This is a genomic window from Xenorhabdus sp. PR6a, assembly GCF_028599065.1.
GTDB lineage: Bacteria > Pseudomonadota > Gammaproteobacteria > Enterobacterales > Enterobacteriaceae > Xenorhabdus > Xenorhabdus doucetiae.
This window is the reverse complement of record NZ_JAQRFJ010000034.1, coordinates 20,502-39,814: the sequence shown is the minus strand read 5'-3', so window position 1 is coordinate 39,814 and position 19,313 is coordinate 20,502. Positions and strand designations below refer to the sequence as shown.

17 protein-coding genes and 2 pseudogenes are annotated in these 19,313 nt (G+C 46.4%); 9 read left to right on the top strand and 10 right to left on the bottom strand.

Annotation, left to right across the window (positions count from 1 at the left end; genetic code table 11):
* Positions 1 to 61: 61 nt before the first annotated feature.
* Positions 62 to 757, top strand: a pseudogene (locus PSI15_RS10770) (IS5 family transposase); the annotation flags it as partial.
* Between the two features lie 198 nt (positions 758 to 955).
* On the opposite strand, the pseudogene PSI15_RS10765 reads toward PSI15_RS10770, so the two are convergent.
* Both PSI15_RS10765 and erpA read right to left on the bottom strand, forming a co-directional pair.
* Positions 956 to 1,057, bottom strand: a pseudogene (locus PSI15_RS10765) (transposase); the annotation flags it as partial.
* A gap of 493 nt (positions 1,058 to 1,550) precedes the next feature.
* Positions 1,551 to 1,895, bottom strand: coding sequence for an iron-sulfur cluster insertion protein ErpA (erpA, locus tag PSI15_RS10760; RefSeq protein WP_045972237.1), 345 nt, complete (start codon positions 1,893 to 1,895; stop codon positions 1,551 to 1,553).
* Positions 1,896 to 2,127: 232 nt separating this feature from the next.
* Between erpA and hemL the strand changes: the two genes are divergently transcribed.
* Positions 2,128 to 3,411 carry a glutamate-1-semialdehyde 2,1-aminomutase gene (gene hemL / locus PSI15_RS10755; RefSeq protein ID WP_273583535.1) on the top strand — a complete coding sequence of 428 codons (1,284 nt, stop codon included), beginning with the start codon at positions 2,128 to 2,130 and terminating at the stop codon, positions 3,409 to 3,411.
* 75 nt (positions 3,412 to 3,486) lie between these two features.
* Here hemL and PSI15_RS10750 read toward each other — a convergent pair whose 3' ends face one another.
* The 6 genes from PSI15_RS10750 to hrpB form a co-directional block, all read right to left on the bottom strand.
* Positions 3,487 to 4,164, bottom strand: coding sequence for a hypothetical protein (locus PSI15_RS10750; RefSeq protein ID WP_273583534.1), 678 nt, complete (start codon positions 4,162 to 4,164; stop codon positions 3,487 to 3,489).
* A 56-nt stretch (positions 4,165 to 4,220) separates the two neighbouring features.
* Complete coding sequence (locus PSI15_RS10745) at positions 4,221 to 4,991, bottom strand: hypothetical protein (protein ID WP_273583533.1); 771 nt, start codon at positions 4,989 to 4,991, stop codon at positions 4,221 to 4,223.
* A 137-nt stretch (positions 4,992 to 5,128) separates the two neighbouring features.
* Positions 5,129 to 5,677 carry a hypothetical protein gene (locus PSI15_RS10740; RefSeq protein WP_273583532.1) on the bottom strand — a complete coding sequence of 183 codons (549 nt, stop codon included), beginning with the start codon at positions 5,675 to 5,677 and terminating at the stop codon, positions 5,129 to 5,131.
* Complete coding sequence (locus PSI15_RS10735) at positions 5,620 to 5,862, bottom strand: hypothetical protein (RefSeq protein WP_273583531.1); 243 nt, start codon at positions 5,860 to 5,862, stop codon at positions 5,620 to 5,622. Before PSI15_RS10735 ends, PSI15_RS10740 begins: the two co-directional genes overlap by 58 nt.
* 260 nt (positions 5,863 to 6,122) lie before the next feature.
* The gene (gene mrcB, locus PSI15_RS10730; protein WP_273583530.1) at positions 6,123 to 8,600 is read right to left on the bottom strand and encodes a bifunctional glycosyl transferase/transpeptidase; all 2,478 of its coding nucleotides are present in this window, start codon (positions 8,598 to 8,600) and stop codon (positions 6,123 to 6,125) included.
* A 25-nt stretch (positions 8,601 to 8,625) separates the two neighbouring features.
* Positions 8,626 to 11,121 carry an ATP-dependent helicase HrpB gene (gene hrpB / locus PSI15_RS10725; RefSeq protein WP_273583529.1) on the bottom strand — a complete coding sequence of 832 codons (2,496 nt, stop codon included), beginning with the start codon at positions 11,119 to 11,121 and terminating at the stop codon, positions 8,626 to 8,628.
* Between the two features lie 141 nt (positions 11,122 to 11,262).
* On the opposite strand from hrpB, the gene sfsA reads away from it, so the two are divergent.
* The 7 genes from sfsA to panC all read left to right on the top strand — a co-directional run bounded on the left by sfsA (position 11,263) and on the right by panC (position 17,488).
* Entirely contained in the window at positions 11,263 to 11,970 is a 708-nt protein-coding gene (sfsA, locus tag PSI15_RS10720) for a DNA/RNA nuclease SfsA (protein WP_273583528.1), read from the top strand.
* 197 nt (positions 11,971 to 12,167) lie between these two features.
* A complete protein-coding gene (gene dksA, locus PSI15_RS10715) occupies positions 12,168 to 12,623 on the top strand; it encodes an RNA polymerase-binding protein DksA (RefSeq protein ID WP_045972218.1) in 456 nt (151 codons plus the stop codon).
* 57 nt (positions 12,624 to 12,680) lie between these two features.
* Positions 12,681 to 13,565, top strand: a complete 885-nt coding sequence (gene gluQRS, locus PSI15_RS10710) for a tRNA glutamyl-Q(34) synthetase GluQRS (RefSeq protein ID WP_273583527.1) — start codon at positions 12,681 to 12,683, stop codon at positions 13,563 to 13,565.
* 305 nt (positions 13,566 to 13,870) lie between these two features.
* Positions 13,871 to 15,244, top strand: coding sequence for a polynucleotide adenylyltransferase PcnB (gene pcnB, locus PSI15_RS10705; protein WP_273583536.1), 1,374 nt, complete (start codon positions 13,871 to 13,873; stop codon positions 15,242 to 15,244).
* Between the two features lies 1 nt (position 15,245).
* The gene (gene folK / locus PSI15_RS10700; protein ID WP_273583526.1) at positions 15,246 to 15,728 is read left to right on the top strand and encodes a 2-amino-4-hydroxy-6-hydroxymethyldihydropteridine diphosphokinase; all 483 of its coding nucleotides are present in this window, start codon (positions 15,246 to 15,248) and stop codon (positions 15,726 to 15,728) included.
* Between the two features lie 71 nt (positions 15,729 to 15,799).
* Entirely contained in the window at positions 15,800 to 16,591 is a 792-nt protein-coding gene (panB, locus tag PSI15_RS10695; protein ID WP_273583525.1) for a 3-methyl-2-oxobutanoate hydroxymethyltransferase, read from the top strand.
* Positions 16,592 to 16,630: 39 nt separating this feature from the next.
* Entirely contained in the window at positions 16,631 to 17,488 is an 858-nt protein-coding gene (gene panC / locus PSI15_RS10690; protein WP_273583524.1) for a pantoate--beta-alanine ligase, read from the top strand.
* A 52-nt stretch (positions 17,489 to 17,540) separates the two neighbouring features.
* On the opposite strand, the gene PSI15_RS10685 is transcribed toward panC, so the two are convergent.
* Positions 17,541 to 18,311 (bottom strand): ABC transporter permease, encoded by a 771-nt coding sequence (locus PSI15_RS10685; RefSeq protein ID WP_273583523.1) that lies wholly within the window; start codon positions 18,309 to 18,311, stop codon positions 17,541 to 17,543.
* Positions 18,308 to 19,234 carry an ABC transporter ATP-binding protein gene (locus PSI15_RS10680; protein WP_273583522.1) on the bottom strand — a complete coding sequence of 309 codons (927 nt, stop codon included), beginning with the start codon at positions 19,232 to 19,234 and terminating at the stop codon, positions 18,308 to 18,310. Before PSI15_RS10680 ends, PSI15_RS10685 begins: the two co-directional genes overlap by 4 nt.
* Positions 19,235 to 19,313: the final 79 nt, after the last annotated feature.

Genomic DNA, 19,313 nt, shown 5'->3' with positions numbered 1-19,313 from the left:
TAATTGAACTAATCGACAAAGCCGCGATCTGAGCATCTGGACGCCAAAACGCGTGACGATGATGGGCAAAGCGAAGTACAAAATCAGCAACTTGAAGCAATATAATCAGGCATTGATTAACCGTGGTTCGATAACCTTTTGGGTTGATGATGCCGCAATCCAGAGTTGGCACGGCAAAGAGCACCATGGAAAACGAGGAAGAGGCTTTACGTTTACCGATGGTGCCATTGAAACAGCGCTGATGATTAAAGGTATTTTCAAGCTCCCTTTACGTGCCCTTCAAGGCTTCCTCGACGCGATATTTGTCCTGATGGATGTTCCGCTGAGATCGCCGTCATACAGTTGTATCAGCAAACGGGCAAAGACCGTTGAGGTTCAGTATCGGTTACCCCGTCGTGGACCGGTTGCGTATGTCGTCATTGACGCCACAGGCTTAAAGGTCTTCGGCGAGGGTGAGTGGAAAATGCGTAAGCATGGCAAGGAAAAGCGCCGTGTTTGGCGAAATCTACACCTTGCGATTGATTCAAGTACGCATGAAGTCATTTCTGCTGTCGTCAGCTTAGAATCTGTCGGCGACAATGAAGATCTGCCGACGTTGCTCAATCCATTACGCCGAAAAATCGCACAAGTCAGTGCTGCCGGAGCCTACGATACAAAAGCCTGTCATCAGATGCTGAGGAAAAAAGGCATAAAACCGACCATTCCGCCGCGCAGTCATGCTGGCTATTGGGAGGAAGGGCATCCTCGAACAAAGTCATAAGACTAGGTATGCCTGTGAGTTACCGAGCAGAGTAACAGGCGTAACGCTCATTGGATCAGTGCATTAGGTGACTGATTTGATCAACAACGCCATTTGTTTCTCACGTTCAATTGAAGTCCAGGAAAAGTTAATTGGCGCTATATTGAAAAACATCATTATAACGCTTTGGAGTCATGACCACATCACTTTATCCTAAAGTGATAAAAACTTTGTTTTCATATTACGACGAACGTTGGTTATGAGTGTAATACCTTCCTCTTTCAGTTCATCGCATAATGCCTGTGATATTTTTCTTTTTTTCCTTATCCAGAGTTCAGGTTAATTATAAAACCCAACTTTCAAATACACACCTAATGACAATGTATTAACCCAGTGGTGATTTCGCTCAAACCTTAAGTCCAAGGCAAAATAGTAAATATTTTGTTAAAAAAACGGATTTGATCAACGAAAACAATTATGATCTGATATTCCCTTTTTGAAAGCCACTGCCATGTACCTTGACAGCTTTACCAACCATTTCTCAGACTTTCAAGATCCACGCCAGAGTGACGAAATCGTTTATCCCTTATTCGATATTTAAAGAAGACGATTGTCAGATTTACCGTGAAGATGTCGCAGAAAATATCGCAATATTGCGCCGTCTTGCATTAACTATGCATAAATTATGCTAAAAAAAGAAACCACCAAGCTGAGTAAGCACACCTGTTATTGTTGATGTGGCATGACGCTCATCTCTCACAAAATAGCCTCCTGTTGCGGAGGCTATTTATTGTCATCATGAGTTTTGCAATCAGATACTAAAAGAAGAGCCACAACCACAGGTGGTTTTTGCATTGGGATTGGTGACGATAAAACGGGAACCTTCCAGCCCTTCGGTATAATCCACACAACCACCGACTAAATATTGCAGGCTCATCGGGTCAACAACCAGTTCAACCCCCTGTTTCTGGATCGTCATATCACCGTCATTAATCTGGTCATCGAAAGTGAAACCATACTGGAAACCGCTACAACCACCACCTGTAATGTAAACCCGCAGACGCAAGTTCGGGTTATCTTCATCAGCAACCAGTACTTTGACTTTATTGGCTGCGGCATCCGTAAACTGCAAAGGCAATGCAGCATCATCGCTCATATTTTTGCTCCCGTCCGGTTTTCCGGTAAAAATTCTCGGAAAGTCATCTTATGCTTTCTGAAATCAGTTAACGGCAATTATCCAATACCTGACTAATTCGTTCAAGTTTTGTCACCCAAATGCGCTAACTCAAATTTCACTTCACTTTATGATGATGATTTGGCTTCCCTTGTGGGGTGTTTTAAAATGACATCCCCATATCTGAACCGTTATCTTTCAGGAGCTTTTATTAATGAGCCAGTCCGAAATGCTTTACTCGCAGGCAAAAAATGTGATCCCCGGTGGCGTCAATTCACCGGTGCGTGCTTTTAACGGGGTTGGTGGTACACCTGTCTTTATCCAACGTGCTGATGGTGCTTACCTTTATGATGTTGATGGTCACGCTTATATTGATTATGTCGGTTCATGGGGGCCAATGGTTCTCGGGCATAACCATCCTGCTATCCGCAATGCCGTGATTGAAGCCGCAGGGCGTGGCCTGAGTTTTGGTGCCCCCACCGCCGCAGAAGTGGAAATGGCAAAACGGGTTACCGAACTGATGCCTTCGATGGATATGGTTCGCATGGTGAACTCAGGGACCGAAGCCACCATGAGCGCCATTCGTCTGGCTCGCGGTTATACTCAACGTGACAAAATCATTAAGTTCGAGGGCTGCTACCACGGCCATGCCGATTGCTTGCTGGTCAAAGCCGGTTCGGGCGCCCTGACTATCGGTCAGCCAAACTCGCCGGGAGTGCCCGCTGATTTCGCTAAACACACCCTGACGTGTGTTTACAATGACCTGAATTCTGTCCGTGAAGCCTTCGAAAACTATCCGGAAGATATCGCCTGTATTATCGTCGAACCTGTCGCGGGTAATATGAACTGCATTCCACCGCTGCCGGAATTCCTGCCGGGTCTGCGTAAGCTGTGTGATGAATTTGGTGCCCTGCTGATTATTGACGAAGTGATGACCGGTTTTCGTGTCGCACTGGGGGGCGCGCAAGCGTATTACGATGTTAAGCCGGATTTGACTTCCCTTGGCAAAATCATCGGTGGCGGTATGCCTGTCGGTGCCTTTGGCGGCCGTCTGGAAATCATGGAAAAACTGGCACCCACTGGGCCGGTTTATCAAGCTGGCACCCTTTCCGGTAACCCCATCGCGATGGCAGCCGGCCTTGCCTGCCTGCAAGAAGTTGCCCGGGCGGGTGTTCATCCGCGCTTAAGCGAGCTGACCGACAAGCTGGCCTCTGGTTTAAAACAGGCGGCTTCAAAAGCCGGTATTCCTCTGGTGGTGAATCACGTTGGCGGCATGTTCGGTATTTTCTTTACCGATGCACAAAACGTGACCAGCTATCAGGATGTGATGAAGTGCGATGTAGAACGCTTCAAGCAGTTCTTCCACTTAATGCTGGATGAAGGCATCTATCTGGCGCCTTCTGCGTTTGAAGCCGGCTTTATGTCTGTTGCCCATTCTGATGAAGATATCCAGCGCACCGTTGATGCGGCGGCACGTTGCTTTGCTAAATTGAAATAAACGCTTTCCTCTCAGGTGCCACTATTTTCTGTTATTAGTGGCACCAGGGACAGATTGATACCCAATATCCTGCGATCATGGGATATTAAATAATCTGGATAAACCGTCGTACATCTCTTCATTTAAACCTAAATTTTCTTTTTCCTTTAAGCGCTTTTCATAATTATTCCATATATGACATCCTGAACCTTCCCAGGGAGGGCAAGTGGGGTTACCATTATTCCAGAATTGTATCTTTTGCATGACCTTGAGATGATATCGGTGTCTGAAAAGCCATCTTAATTCTTTTCCCGTTATGCTTTTCTCATCTTCGCGTTTTTCAGCTACACGCTCCATATCTATACCATCAAGTATAAAATGTACATGTATATCCCGCACTAATTTACTATGACTTCTGCCTGACCATGATAATCCGCCTTTGCATTTTCTTCCTATAGTTAATTCACTGTATTTTTGGTTTTTATCTACAATATTGCAATATTTCTTATTGTTTTTTAGATGCTTAAAAAAATCTTCTTCATATTTTTTGTACGTATCATAATTATGATTATTATAATTGTATCTTTCGTAGTAATCCTCCACCATTTCAAGATAATACTGATTTTCATCGTCCGATTGCATTTCGTTGCTGAGAGTATTTTCTATTTTGTCGATATTTTGTAATTCCACAGGGGTTAAATAATAATCAATCAAGATGGGTGGGCTGCGTTTTTCATCATAATTTCTGTAGAATGCCCCAGGCAGTTCTCCCACTTGATATTGAATAACTATATGTTGAATAACTATTTATAAAACAATCAATGAGAATGTCAGACTCCACAACATAGGATTTTAAATAATCTGGATAAACCGTCATATCTCTCTTCTTCTCCTGCGCCTCCTTTTTCCATTAGCTTTCTTTCATAATTATCCCATATATGGCTTTCTTCACCGTTCCAGGGTGGGCTAACGGGTTGACCATTCCTCCAGAATTGTACTTTTTGACTTACCTTGGGATGATTTCTGTGCCTGAAAAGCCATCTTAATTCTTTTCCGGTTATACTTTTCCTTTCGAATTCTTCGTGTTTATCAGCGACCCATTGCATATTTATATCATCAAGTATGAAATGTACATGTATATCACGAACTAATTGACTCTTGCTCTTACTTACCCACGATAATCCTCCTTTGCATTTTCTTCCTAAATTTAATGTATCTAGCCCACCATTTTCCTCTAAAACACTGTGATATTTCTTATCGTGTCTTAAATGCTTAGAAAAATCTTTGGTATATTTTGGAAACTGATCAGGATGAGTGTCAGAGTATTTTAATCTTGATCTAAATATCCTGATACTCTGCTCCATTCCAGAATTATCCTGATTATTCACGGATTCTCGTTTGATAAAACCCCTCATATACTCCTCTTCCGAAGAAACTAAATAATCATCAATAAAGACTGGTGGCCATGCATTTTCATCAAAGTAAGGTTGAGCATCTCTAAACTTATCGACTGTATCAATGTACCTGGCCCTCTGTTTTTTCATACCATATATTAAATCACCTAAAAAATATTTTGTTCTAAAGGGTACAAAGAATGGCATATTTTTATCCTATTTTAACTTAAAGAATATTTATTATAATTTCCCATTATTTAAAGAGATTTATTGAATTTCTGTATAATGCTTCAAGCTGTTCTTCCACTTGATGCTAAATAACGATTTATAAAATAATAAAACAATCAATCAGAATGGCCTCTCCCACAACATAGGATATTGAATAGTCTGGATAAACTGTTATATCCCTCTTCTTTTCTTATTAGTTTTCTTTCATAATTATCCCAGATATGGCTTTCTTCACTCTCCCAGGGTGGGCAAACGGGTTTACCACCCTGCCAGAATTGCACTTTTTGTTTGACTTTGGCATTATGCCTGTTTCTGAAAATCCACCTTAATTCTTGTCCGGTTATACTTTTATTTTCGAATTCTTCGTGTTTATCAGCGACCCATTGCATATTTATACCATCAAGTATGAAATGGACATGTATATCCTTAACTAACTTACTATCATTGCCTACCCACAATAATCCGCCTTTGCATTTTCTTCCCAAATTTAATTTATTGAATCTTTCTTTTTCATTTACAATACTACTATATTTCTTATTTTGTCTTAAATTTTCAAAAAAATCTTTCGAATATTCTTGGTATTCATTATGATGAGTTTCAATATAGTTTAATTTTCTTTTGCAATAATCCACATATCCCTTATTACGTTTGATAACATCCTCCATACATTTTTTTCCGGAGGAATGACATAATCATCAATGTAGATGGGTGGCCACGCATTATCATCCTTTAGCCCTCTGGCATCGATAAAAGCAGAAACGAAATTAATATATTCCTTCCTCTGACCCCTTAAGCCATAGATTAAATCACCCGGAACAAATTTATTTCTAAAGGGGCTCAGGAATGGCATGTTTTTATCCTGCTTTAGTTTAAAGAGCGTTTATTATAAGCACCTATTTATTAAAGAGACTTATTTAATTTATATAGTTATTTAAATTAAAATACCAAACGGGTAAAAATAAGTAATTGTTCGTAAAATATAAAGCATTTCCCCTACGCAGAGAAATTGGTTTGTAATGACATGATTTCGGCTTTTTCAAAGAGAATGTCTTTAATTTAGCTCCCCACTTATTTTCAGCAGGGAGCGATTTATGACTTATCAATAAATTATCATTGACCAAACATCTCACGCAGCCAGCCAGGAGCGTCTTCTTCATTCTCCTCTATCGGCTGTTGCACCGATTGCTGGCACAATCCCTGTGGATCATCAGTCCAAACCGGCAATACTCTGATACCGCCGCCCTCGCAGTTGAAACTGCCGTCGTCATTGACGGACATATCCACAATACCTTCCGGTGGACGGTTATTCAGTACCAGTGGTGTTTCGTTTTCCAGATAACGACGGTAAATCGCCAGTGCTCCCGTCGCGCCGGTCAAATTGGTCGGGCCATTGTTATCACGCCCCGTCCAGACAACCACGACTTCTTTACCATCAATTCCTGTAAACCAACTGTCACGAAGATCGTTTGTCGTTCCGGTTTTACCGGCCAGATTATATTGACCATATTTTCCAACCAGTGAGCGGCCTGTACCGCGAGCAATCACTTGCTGCATACCATACAGTGTTAGATAAGCCGCCTGGGAAGGAACAGCCCGTTCTGCCTGTGGATAGCTCTGGTAAATCACCGTACCATCCTCAGCAATGATGGAGCGCAATGCAGAGAGTTTTGCCCGATTACCGCCACTGGCTATCGTCTGGAACTCCTGCGCCATTTCCATTGGTGTCAGGTTAATCGCGCCCAACAACATGGCTGGGATTTGCTGGATCTCTTTTGCCGGAATACCCAGTGAAACTAAGGTGCTGGAAATGCGATCTAACCCAACATCCAGCCCCAAATTCACGGTCGGGACATTCATTGAACGCGCTAACGCATCGATTACCATGACACGCCCACTGAAAGTGCGGCTAAAGTTCTTCGGTTCCCAGGGTTTTCCACCTGCCTGAGGAATAGAAAGAGGTTCATCCGACAACCAAGTATTCAAGCGATATTTATCTGGCTGACTTAATGCCGTCAGATAAGTGGCCGGTTTTGCCAGGGAGCCAATCAAACGGCGGGCATTCAATGCGCGGTTAAATCCGGCATATTGTGGTTGGGCGCCGCCAACCATTGCCCGAATTTCGCCGCTGAAACGATCAACCACTACCATTGCCCCTTCCAGATCAGCAATCTTGCGTGTTTTTCGCAGAGCGGTCACGCCCTCTGCAATCGATCCTTCTGCTGCGTCCTGTGCAACCGGATCTAACGTCGTGAAGATTTTGACTCCCGATAAATCATTAACCTTATCGCCTAACTTTTCCTGCAATTCCTGCCGCACGAGCTGCATAAAAGCGGGTTGCGGTGTCAGACTTTCACTTTTCGGTTTGACACCCAGTGAACGGGCACTCAGCGTGTCATACTCTTTTTGCGTGATAATGTTTCGGCTCTGGAGAATTTTCAGAACAATATTGCGGCGTTCCAGCGCCTTTTGGGGATGACGCCACGGGTTATACACCGATGCGCCTTTCACCATGCCCACCAACAAGGCCTGCTGATCCAAGGTTAATTCACTAATTGGGATGCCAAAGTAGTATTGACTCGCTAACGGGAAACCGTGGATCTGCTCATCACCACTTTGCCCCAGAAAAACTTCGTTCAAGTACAATTCAAGAAGACGATCTTTGCTATAACGTGCATCCAACAATATTGCCATCAGCGCTTCATTCACTTTACGGCTCAGGGTGCGTTCATTTGAGAGGAACAGGTTTTTCGCCAATTGCTGTGTCAGGGTACTGCCTCCCTGAACAGTGCGTCCCGCCATCAGATTAGCCAATGCTGCACGGGCAATGGAAAGCGGCCTGACGCCACCATGTTCATAAAAATAACGATCTTCTGTTTCCAGCAGCGTTCTGACCAGTGAATCAGGGAAGCCTTTACGTGGGACAAACAGACGCTGTTCGCCATTCGCCGACTGCATCATCGTAATCAGTTTGGGATCAAGGCGGAAGAAACCAAACTGCCGCTGATTGTCTATATTTTCGATGCCGGCAAGATGATTGTTCTCAAAGGTCAGGCGGGCCTGAATTTGCCCTTCCTGACCATCCGGGAAATCAAATGGGCGACGCAGCAACTCAATGCGATTCCCTTTGACCATGAATTCCCCTTCACGGGTGATTTTGGTCACTTTCCGGTACTGCATGCCTTCCAGTAATTGAACCATCTCATCCTTGCTGTAATTCATACCAGGTTCAAGATTGACTACCCGTCCGTACACGGCTGCCGGTAAGTTCCAAACTTTCCCGTCAATACGGTGGCGAATTTTGTTATCCAGATAGAAACCATAAATAACCGTGAGCACCGCCAGCACAATAAAGATTTTTAGCAGCAACCCTAATAACCAGTGCCCTTTTCTTTTGGGCGAGCTGGGCTTAGAACGGCGGACGTTCTTCCCTTTTTTCGTCATGATTTGCTCCTCATCGTCGTCGTCAACATCATCATTTTCATAATCATCATAGTCATCCCACCGATCGCGTTTTTTCGATGCCCGCCCACGACGAAGCCCTGATTTTTTACCCTTGCGTCCGATTGGCTGACGATCATCATCAGACATACCGAATTCTCCACATGTTTATTAATTACATATACTTTTTCACGCGCCTGGTCGGTGCCGTATTGGCAGGATCATCCGGCCACAAATGTTTGGGGTAACGTCCTTTCATCTCTTTTTGCACCTCACGATACGTTCCCCGCCAAAATGCGGCGAGATCTTGTGTGATTTGTAATGGACGATGGGCAGGCGATAACAGCTCAATAACAATCGGAATGCGTCCTTTTGCCAACACTGGATTTTGCTGCGCGCCGTACATTTCCTGCATTCTTACTGATAGCACAGGCGGCTTATCACTGAAATACCGGATAGTGATCCTGCTCCCAGTGGGTACAGTGTAATTAGTAGGCAATTCATTATCCAGTATTTGCCGTTGCTGCCAATCAAGCAATCCCTCCAAACAGGAGGACAACTCAATCTGGCGTAATCCTTTCAAGTCTTCAACATCCCCCAGGGCAGGCAGCAACCACTGTTCAAGGGCGTTCAACAATGCTTCGTCATCAACCGCAGGCCATACCACTTCCGGTAGCCATTCTGTCGCCCTTTGCAGGCGAATGCGCAATTGCAATGCCTCCGCTGACCAATTCAGCGCCGACAATCCTGCCTGCCTGACCCAATTCAGTAAGGCTTCCTGTAATTCTGCTGTCGAAGGTTTTGCCAATGGCTGTGCTTTGATAATTAATCGCTCACATTGCAAACGCTTCCATGCCCGTAACGAACCTTTGCTATCATCCCACTCTACGGCTGTCTGTTCAGTAAACAAAAAAGGGTATTGCTTTATGATTTGTTCGATATCCAACGGGCAAGCCAGCAAAATCTGCGCATCAGGATGACCATTTCCTTGTTGTAACGAGGGAATAACCAACCAAGACTCTGCCGAAAGGGGTTCTTCACGTTCCAGTATCCCCCCCAAGCCGTTGGCTAACTGAAAACGCCCAGGATTATCGCGGTTTTTGGCGATCCGGTCGGGAAATCCCTGTACTAATAGTTCAGACACCAGATCCAATCTGAGGTGATCAGAGTGACTTGCAACGCGTTGTGCCTGTTTATCTGTCAGATTCCTGATAAGCAGGTTGGCTCGTTGTTGCCAATGACGCTGATTTGCTGTTATCCAATAAAGTAGATCAGGTTGTCCACGACGCGGAGGCTCTTCCAAAATGGCCACCAATTTTGCTGCCGTGAGCAATGCGGCGCGGTCTTGTTCGTTACCTGAACATTTTTCTTTACCTAAACATAATATCGCCGCCAAGCGCGGTTCACTGCCGGATTCCGCCATTTGCCAACCACGGGCTGTCAGTTGTTGGTTATTGTCCAATGCTCCCAACCGTAATAGCAGGGACTTTGCAACAGCCAATGCAGGTTGGGGAGGGTTGTCCAGCCAATGAAGTTGGGTGCTGTCACGACATCCCCACTGCAATAAAGAAAGCAATAAACCGCTGAGATCTGAATGTAAGATCTCCGGCTCGCTGTGCTCTCTGGCTCTTTCTGCCTGTTCCTGACTAAATAAGTGCCAGCAAACACCGGCCTCTAATCGTCCAGCCCGTCCTGCTCGCTGAACCATGGAGGCCTGGCTGATGCGTTGGGTCATTAAGCGTGTCAGGCCATTTTTCGGATCAAATCGGCTGGTGCGCTCAAGCCCGCTGTCTACCACCAACCGGATGTCTTCAATCGTCAAACTGGTTTCTGCAATATTGGTCGCCAGTACGACCTTGCGCATCCCCGCTGGCGATGCCGCAATAGCTTTGCGTTGTTCTGACAATGACAATGCGCCATACAATGGACACAATAGCGTGTCGTCATTGAGCTTGCCCTCCAGTTGCGACAACACCCGCTGGATTTCACCAACACCCGGCAGAAACAGCAATAACGATCCTGTCTCCTGCTGCAATAACTGCAATACCGCCGAGGCGACGGATTGTTCAAACGGTTGATGAGGGGAAAGTGGATGATAAGATCTCGTGACCGGATAGCTGCGCCCTTCTGACACAATCACCGGGGCATCGGGTAATAAAGCGGAAAGGCGCTGGTTATCCAATGTTGCCGACATCACCAAGATCCGCAGGTCGTCGCGCAACCCTTCCTGCACATCCAGCAGCAGTGCCAAGGCCAGATCAGCCTGTAAACTGCGTTCATGGAATTCATCCAGAATCACCAGAGAGACGCCGCTCAATTCAGGATCTTGTTGCAACATCCGCGTTAGAATTCCTTCAGTCACGACTTCAAGGCGGGTTGCCGCACTCACTTTGGTTTCCGCACGCATCCGGTAGCCGACGGTCATCCCAACCGGCTCATTGAGTTGTTCGGCAAGGCGTTGTGCCACACTGCGTGCCGCAAGGCGCCGCGGTTCCAGCATAATGATGCGCCCTGCCAGCGATGCCTGACGTAAAATCGCCAAGGGCAATCCGGTCGATTTTCCCGCTCCCGTTGGCGCGTGCAATAACACTTGCTTCGACGTTTGCAATTCAGCAATCACTGATCCCACTATGTCATGAATGGGTAATAAATCATAAATAGGCGATGACAAAGGAGTACCATAATGAATTAACTTTCAATGGATGCCATTGTAGCATTAGCGTCTTTGATTTCATTTCATCGAATTTCAGGTCATAGATCCCGTCTGGCACGGCCTATTTTTGATCAGCCCACTGGTTATAAAGGAAAGTTTATGGAATTTTCACCTCCCCTGAAGTCTGCTACCTTAATCCGCCGCTATAAACGCTTTCTTGCAGATGTCCTCACGCCGGCAGGGGAAACGCTCACAATACACTGTGCCAACACGGGCGCCATGACAGGCTGCGCTACGCCGGGAGATACCGTGTGGTATTCCACCTCAGATAATCCCAAGCGCAAGTACCCGCATAGCTGGGAATTGACGCAGACCCAAGAGGGGCACTGGATTTGTGTCAATACCCTCAGGGCCAATGAGTTGGTTTATCAGGCCATTGAACACGATATTATCTCGGAATTGTCTGGATATGAGCATATTCATCGTGAAATTCGCTATGGCGAAGAGAAAAGCCGCATCGATTTATTATTACAAGCAAAACAAAGGGTTGATTGCTATATTGAAGTCAAGTCAGTCACATTGTTACAAGAAAACTGTGGATATTTTCCTGATGCCGTCACAATTCGGGGGCAAAAACATTTACGTGAGCTATCATTGATAGCACAACAAGGTCAGCGTTCTGTCTTGTTATTTGCTGTTTTACATTCTGGGATCAGTCAGGTTGCGGCAGCAAAACATATTGACCCTGATTATGCGCTTCTTTTGGAACAAGCGTGCCAATCCGGGGTCGAAGTAATTTGTTATAAGGCCAGCATGACGGAAAACGGGATGGTTCTGAGTCACAAATTACCTTTTCTATCAATGTGATAATTTGTAAACAGATCATGCTAATGAGAGGTGTTTTGTAATATATTTAGGCAGTAAACATGTCAGCCTTCACACCATTGCAAAACTAATGGCAGGAACAATTGCCAACCTCGCAGTCATCTGCTATTTATAGCGGCCTATTTTTTTCCCCCTACTGTTGGGGGCCGTTTGATAGTGCGTGTGTAAGGAGAAGCATTATGCAAGAAGGGCAAAAACGTAAAACCTCGTCCTTGAGCATTCTCGCCATCGCTGGGGTAGAACCTTACCAGGAAAAGCCAGGCGAAGAATACATGAACGATGCCCAGTTAAAGCATTTCAAGCTGATTCTGGAAGCATGGCGCAATCAACTCAGGGATGAAGTAGACCGTACTGTATCTCATATGCAAGATGAGGCAGCAAACTTCCCTGATCCAGTTGACCGTGCGGCGCAAGAAGAAGAGTTCAGTCTTGAATTACGTAACCGGGATCGTGAGCGTAAGTTGATCAAAAAGATCGAGAAAACGCTGAAAAAAGTCGAGGAAGAGGACTTTGGTTATTGTGAATCCTGTGGGGTTGAAATCGGCATTCGCCGTTTAGAAGCTCGCCCAACAGCCGATTTATGTATTGACTGTAAGACGTTGGCCGAAATTCGTGAAAAGCAAATGGCTGGCTAACGAATAGGGTTAAGTACGGCGCTCAATAGCGCCGTATGCCCCTATATTGAATCTGTTATGACGCAATCTGAACATTCCTCGTTATATATTGGGCGCTTCGCTCCCTCTCCTTCCGGCGATCTCCATTTTGGTTCCCTGGTGACGGCACTGGGCAGTTATCTGCAAGCCCGCGCTTGCCACGGAAAATGGTTGATGCGGATTGATGATATTGATCCCCCACGGGAAGTTGCCGGCGCTGCCAACCGGATATTGCAAGCCCTTGAGCATTACGGGCTTTGCTGGGATGGCGCAGTGCTCTACCAATCCCAACGCCATGACGCTTACCGTGCCATCCTTGATCAATTAAAACAGCAAGGCGGTAGCTATTGCTGCATCTGTAGCCGCCAACGCATCCAACAACGGGGCGGCTTTTATGATGGTCATTGCCGGCATCTGCACCTGCCAGCGCACAACGCCGCCATTCGCCTGAAACAGCATTATCCGGTTTATGGTTTTGACGATAAATTGCAGGGCCATATCACTGTATCCACTGAAATGGCTGAGGAAGATTTCATTATTTATCGCAAAGACGGTTTATTTGCCTATAATCTTGTCGTGGTTATTGATGATAACTATCAAGGCATCACTGAAATTGTCAGAGGAGCGGATTTAATTGAACCCACGGTTCGCCAGCTATCTCTGTATCAGCGCTTGCATTTTGCAGCACCCGATTATGTGCATTTACCTCTCGTGCTAAATAAAGAGGGAAATAAACTTTCGAAGCAAAATCATGCCCAGCCGATCCCCTTGGGCGATCCAAGACCATTGCTTATTGATGCGTTATCATTTTTGAACCAACCCGCTATCGCAGGCTGGCAAGATCTCACCACCGAGCAACTGCTACAGCAAGCGATTGTCGGTTGGAATATAAACGCGGTTCCGCCAAAGAAACATAACCCATAGATCAGGTTAAATAAAGTCTTTCTATTAGCGCTATAAGCATTCTCAAAAAATGTCCAGTAAGTTATGATTGGCGGCTGTTTTTTGTTTTAATTGATTAGTCACTATCGAGGTGTACCATTTTTAACCGAGTAGCAACTTTCTGCCGTAATTTGCTAATTCGCGAACACAGGGCAAAGCGCGACATACAGGCAGTCAGTGAAAGGCCAGTCACCGTATCTGACCATTCTGCTCAAACAGAGAGCAGTCCTCTGCGTAAACGTCGCAGAGGGAATCATTCATCTTCATCACATGCCGAAAACGACAAAATGAAGAAAAAATCCGCCAAGGCAACGCCTTCGGACTCTCCGATCACGGTGATCCCACGAGAGCAGCACCCTATTTCACGTAAAGACATTAGTGATAATGCCCTGAAGGTTTTGTATCGCCTGAATAAATCCGGTTTTGAGGCTTATCTGGTCGGTGGCGGAGTGCGTGATCTCTTGCTGCACAAAAAACCCAAAGATTTTGATATCGCTACCAATGCGACACCTGAGCAAGTTCGTAAACTGTTCCGTAACTGTCGTCTGGTCGGGCGCCGTTTTCGCCTTGCCCATATCATGTTTGGCCCGGATGTGATTGAGGTGGCGACTTTCCGCGGGCCACACGATCAAATAGAAAACAATGACCGCAGCCAGTCACATAAAGCTCAAAGCGGTATGTTACTGCGTGATAATATTTTCGGTTCGGTGGAAGAAGATGCGGTGCGCCGCGATTTCACGATCAATAGCCTCTACTATGGCATTGAAGACTTCGCCCTGCGGGATTACATCGGTGGCATGGCCGATCTGAACGCCGGCATCATTCGCCTGATTGGTGATCCGGAAACCCGCTATCGGGAAGATCCCGTGCGGATGCTGCGTGCTGTCCGTTTCGCCGGCAAACTGGATATGACCATTGAGCCAGCCACGGCGGAACCTATCCCGCGTCTCGCCTTTCTGTTGAAAGAGATTCCATCAGCCCGTCTGTTCGAAGAATCTCTCAAACTGTTACAGTCAGGACAAGGTTACAAGACCTATAAACTGCTGCGGGAATATCATCTGTTCCAGCCATTGTTTCCGCTGATTCAGCGCAGTTTTACCCAAGGTGATGATTCACCGATGGAAAAACTGCTGGCACAGGTGCTGAAAAATACCGATTTTCGCTTGCAAAATGACAAGAAAGTGAATCCGGCTTTCTTATTTGCGGCCATGCTGTGGTATCCGCTGGTTGAACATGCAGAGAAACTGACACAAGAAAGCGGATTGCAGTATTACGATGCTTTTGCGTTAGCCATGAATGATATTCTTGATGAACAGTGCCGCTCCATTGCGATCCCGAAACGCCATACCACCACGATGCGCGATATCTGGTTGCTTCAGCTTCGCCTGCCGCGTCGTCAAGGCAAACGGGCGAATAAACTAATGGAACATCCGAAGTTCCGTGCCGCCTATGATTTACTGGAATTACGTGCCAGTATTGAACCACGCCATGAACTGAAAGAGTTGGTGCGATGGTGGGCTGAATTCCAACAGTCAACCCCATCACAACAGCGCGGAATGATAGCCGAACTGGGCAGCGAACCGATTCGCCGCAGAACACGCCCCCGTCGTGGTGTTGGTAGTGGTGGTGGACGCGTTCGTCAGAACAGGAACAACAGTTAACATGACGCTAGTCTATATCGCCATTGGCAGTAATCTGGCCGACCCTTTGCAGCAAGTCAATAACGCACTTGCTGCGCTGAAACAGATCCCTGATACCACGTTTGTTGTTCAATCCTCTTTTTACCGAACAAAACCCATGGGGCCACAGGATCAACCTGATTACCTCAACCTTGCCGTCGTATTGGACACCCAGTTATCACCAGAGATATTGCTTGATCACACGCAAGCCATTGAACGGGCTCAAGGACGTGTTCGCAAGGATGAGCGCTGGGGCCCCAGAACGCTCGATTTGGATATCATGCTGTTTGGCGATCACATCATCAACACCGAACGCTTGACCGTTCCCCATTATGGATTAAAACAGCGTGAATTTATGCTCTACCCGCTGGCAGAAATTGCACCAGACCTGGTGTTTCCCGATGGGGAAACCTTAGCAGAGCAATTAAAACTCGTTCCAGAAAATGGCCTGACGCTTTGGGTCTAGCTTGTGTACCTCTTTCTGGATAATGGGATACTATCCTGAAACTAAAGGGTATAACTATTCAGGAGAATGTAATGAAACCAACAACCCTGGCGGATCTCAGTCAGTTAAAAAAAGCCAAGCGCAAATTCGCCACTATCACCGCTTACGATGCCAGTTTCGCCCACCTTTTCGCCGAACAGGGCATTAATGTCATGCTGATTGGCGATTCACTCGGCATGACCGTGCAGGGATTCGACTCAACCCTACCCGTCACTGTTGACGATATCGCTTACCACACCCGCAGCGTTCGCGCCGGTGCCCCGCAGGCTTTTCTCATCGCCGATATGCCTTTCATGAGCTATGCGACCCCTGAACAAAGTTTTGGCAACGCGGCGGCATTAATGCGTTCTGGTGCCAATATGGTCAAAATTGAGGGTGGGGATTGGCTGTGTGATACCGTCAAAATGCTGGCCGAACGTGCCGTCCCCGTTTGCGGACATTTGGGTCTGACACCACAATCCGTTAATATCCTCGGTGGTTATAAAGTTCAAGGACGTGATGAATCCTCCGCCCAGACGTTACTCAACGATGCCATTGCCCTGGAAAAAGCGGGTATGCAGCTACTGGTGTTAGAATGTGTGCCGACTGCGCTGGCCCAGCGTATCACTGAAGCCCTGGACATTCCGGTCATTGGTATTGGGGCGGGCAATATGACGGATGGCCAAATTCTGGTTATGCACGATGCCCTCGGCATTACCGCAAGGCCACCTAAATTTGCCAAAGACTTCCTCAAAGAAACGGGCAACATCAGGGATGCCATCCGCTTATACATTGAACAAGTAGAAAGCGGTGCCTATCCCGACCAGACACATTCATTCAATTGATTATCCTCCAGCATGACTGCTAATTAAAGGAGTACAGCAATGCTGATTTTAGAAACGATCCCCCTTTTACGCCGAGAAATCCGCCGCTGGCACCAAGCAGGCAAGCGCATTGCTTTCGTTCCCACGATGGGCAATCTGCATGATGGTCATATGGCGTTGGTGGATACAGCCAAGGCACAGGCTGACGTCGTTATCGTCAGTATTTTCGTCAATCCGATGCAATTTGACCGGGAAGACGATCTGGTCAATTATCCCCGAACCTTACAGGAAGATTGCGAAAAACTGAGCCGTCGCAATGTCGAGCTGGTATTCGCGCCCAACGTTAACGAGATGTACCCGAATAGCTCAAACAACAACCAAACTTTTGTTGAAGTGCCGGGGCTTTCTCATCTCCTTGAGGGCGCCAGTCGGCCGGGGCATTTCCGTGGTGTCACGACCGTTGTCAGCAAATTGTTTAATCTTATCCAACCTGATCTGGTTTATTTCGGTGAAAAAGATTTCCAGCAATTACAGATTATCCGCAAAATGATTGCCGATATGGCTTACGATATTACCTTGGTTTCCGTGCCTATCGTCCGTGATAAAAATGGATTGGCGCTGAGTTCGCGTAATAATCTCCTGTCCGTTGAAGAGAAAAAAATAGCGCCTTTGCTCAATCAGGTAATGCAATTTATGGCAGAAAGATTGAAAAATGGCGAACGGGATACGGGGCGGCTCATTGAACTCGCCGCGGCACATTTGTGCGAAGAAGGTTTTATGCCGGATGAGTTATTTATTCGTGATGCAGAAAACCTGATGCCATTAACCGCACAAAGTCAAAAAGCCGTGATTCTGATGGCGGCATGGTTGGGACAAACCCGACTGATTGATAATCAGCAGGTCGATTTGATTGGCTGATTTGAAGTATCCACTCCGCCGCAATCAGCGGCGGAGTATTCTATTCTGGCGATTAAGTTCTTAGCCCTCGCCCTGATTCAATCAGATACCAAGCCAATGCATAGAACCCAACGATAAAACTGCCTAGCATCCCTAATGTCATCGCCAGAGAAACATCCATGATACCGAGAAAACCATAGCGGAAGCCACTGACCATATAGACGATCGGGTTAATCTTTGACACTACCTGCCAGAAAGTCGGCAACAAAGTCAGGGAGTAGAATACGCCCCCCAAATAGGTCAACGGGGTCAGCACAAAGGTTGGGATAATACTGATATCATCGAAGGTTTTCGCAAAAATGGCATTCAACAGCCCCGCCAATGAAAATAAGATCGACGTTGCCAGCAAGGTGATCACCACCATTCCCCATGAATGTATCTGTAACGGCACGAACAACAGGGAAACCAATGTTACCAGAATACCCACGCATACCCCACGAGCGACGCCACCGCCAACAAAGCCGGCAATAATGATATGGGTGGGAACCGGAGCAACCAGCACTTCTTCAATGCTGCGCTGGAACTTAGCGCCAAAGAAAGACGACGAAACGTTAGCGTAAGAGTTAGTGATCACTGACATCATGATCAGCCCGGGCACAATAAACTGCATATAACCCACGCCGCCCATTTCGCCAATGCGGGAACCCACCAGATTACCGAAGATAACGAAATACAGGGACATGGTGATCACAGGCGGCAGTAAGGTCTGCACCCAAATACGGCCAAAACGGGTGACCTCTTTAATCCAAATAGTTTTCAGCGCCACCCAGTACAATGGGATCATTCTCTATCTCCTTGATGATTATTAGTCAATCCGACAAACAACTCTTCCAGACGATTGGCTTTATTGCGCATGCTGTTGATTTGTATACCCTGCGTACTTAGCTGGGAAAACACATCATTCAAGCCCTGCCCACGTTTGACATCCACTTCCAACGTGATGGCATCAAGTAGACGGTGGTCGTAACCTTCAACAATCGGCATTGTTCCTTTCGGCGCTAAATCGAGCAGGAAGGTTTCACGCTCAAGTTGACTGAGCAGGTTTTTCATACTCGTGTTTTCAACCAGTTCGCCGTGCTGGATAATGCCAATGTTACGGCATAACATCTCAGCTTCTTCCAGATAGTGCGTCGTTAGGATGATTGTGGTTCCCTGAGCATTCAATCCGCGCAAAAATTCCCACATTGACCGGCGCAGTTCGATATCCACGCCCGCCGTGGGTTCATCAAGGATCAACAATTTCGGCTGGTGCATTAAAGCACGGGCAATCATTAAACGCCGTTTCATGCCGCCGGACAAACGATTTGCCCGCTCGTTGCGCTTTTCCCAGAGATCCAATTGGGTCAGATAGGTTTCAGCCCTGCCGTAGGCGACATTGCGCGGGACCCCGTAATATCCCGCCTGATTCATGACAATCTGAATCACCGTTTCGAATGGATTAAAATTAAATTCCTGCGGAACAAGGCCAAGCTGCCGTTTGGCATTAACGAGATCCGTATCAATATCGTAGCCAAAGACCTTGACCTTGCCGCCACTTTTATTCACTAAGGAACTAATAATCCCTATCGTCGTCGATTTCCCGGCGCCGTTCGGCCCTAAAAGCGCGTAGAAATCACCGGTTTCTACACGCAAATCAATTCCCCGCAGCGCTTTCACTCCACTCTCATAGACTTTCGTGAGCTGCGTCAATTCCAATGCGTAAGCCATAAGTAAAAAATACCTTTATTATTTGCTATTTCTGACTACAAGATGAAAAGTATGCCATTATTATTCCCCTATTTCTTAA

Excerpts from the sequence above, each read along its gene's own strand:
- folK (WP_273583526.1), top strand. The coding sequence starts at position 15,246 with ATGACGCTAGTCTATATCGCCATTGGCAGTAATCTGGCCGACCCTTTG.
- panC (WP_273583524.1), top strand. The coding sequence starts at position 16,631 with ATGCTGATTTTAGAAACGATCCCCCTTTTACGCCGAGAAATCCGCCGC.
- PSI15_RS10680 (WP_273583522.1), bottom strand. The coding sequence starts at position 19,234 with ATGGCTTACGCATTGGAATTGACGCAGCTCACGAAAGTCTATGAGAGT.
- panB (WP_273583525.1), top strand. The coding sequence starts at position 15,800 with ATGAAACCAACAACCCTGGCGGATCTCAGTCAGTTAAAAAAAGCCAAG.
- dksA (WP_045972218.1), top strand. The coding sequence starts at position 12,168 with ATGCAAGAAGGGCAAAAACGTAAAACCTCGTCCTTGAGCATTCTCGCC.
- gluQRS (WP_273583527.1), top strand. The coding sequence starts at position 12,681 with ATGACGCAATCTGAACATTCCTCGTTATATATTGGGCGCTTCGCTCCC.
- mrcB (WP_273583530.1), bottom strand. The coding sequence starts at position 8,600 with ATGTCTGATGATGATCGTCAGCCAATCGGACGCAAGGGTAAAAAATCA.
- hemL (WP_273583535.1), top strand. The coding sequence starts at position 2,128 with ATGAGCCAGTCCGAAATGCTTTACTCGCAGGCAAAAAATGTGATCCCC.
- PSI15_RS10740 (WP_273583532.1), bottom strand. The coding sequence starts at position 5,677 with ATGGAGGATGTTATCAAACGTAATAAGGGATATGTGGATTATTGCAAA.
- pcnB (WP_273583536.1), top strand. The coding sequence starts at position 13,871 with ATGAAGAAAAAATCCGCCAAGGCAACGCCTTCGGACTCTCCGATCACG.
- PSI15_RS10685 (WP_273583523.1), bottom strand. The coding sequence starts at position 18,311 with ATGATCCCATTGTACTGGGTGGCGCTGAAAACTATTTGGATTAAAGAG.
- PSI15_RS10735 (WP_273583531.1), bottom strand. The coding sequence starts at position 5,862 with ATGCCATTCCTGAGCCCCTTTAGAAATAAATTTGTTCCGGGTGATTTA.
- PSI15_RS10745 (WP_273583533.1), bottom strand. The coding sequence starts at position 4,991 with ATGCCATTCTTTGTACCCTTTAGAACAAAATATTTTTTAGGTGATTTA.
- erpA (WP_045972237.1), bottom strand. The coding sequence starts at position 1,895 with ATGAGCGATGATGCTGCATTGCCTTTGCAGTTTACGGATGCCGCAGCC.
- sfsA (WP_273583528.1), top strand. The coding sequence starts at position 11,263 with ATGGAATTTTCACCTCCCCTGAAGTCTGCTACCTTAATCCGCCGCTAT.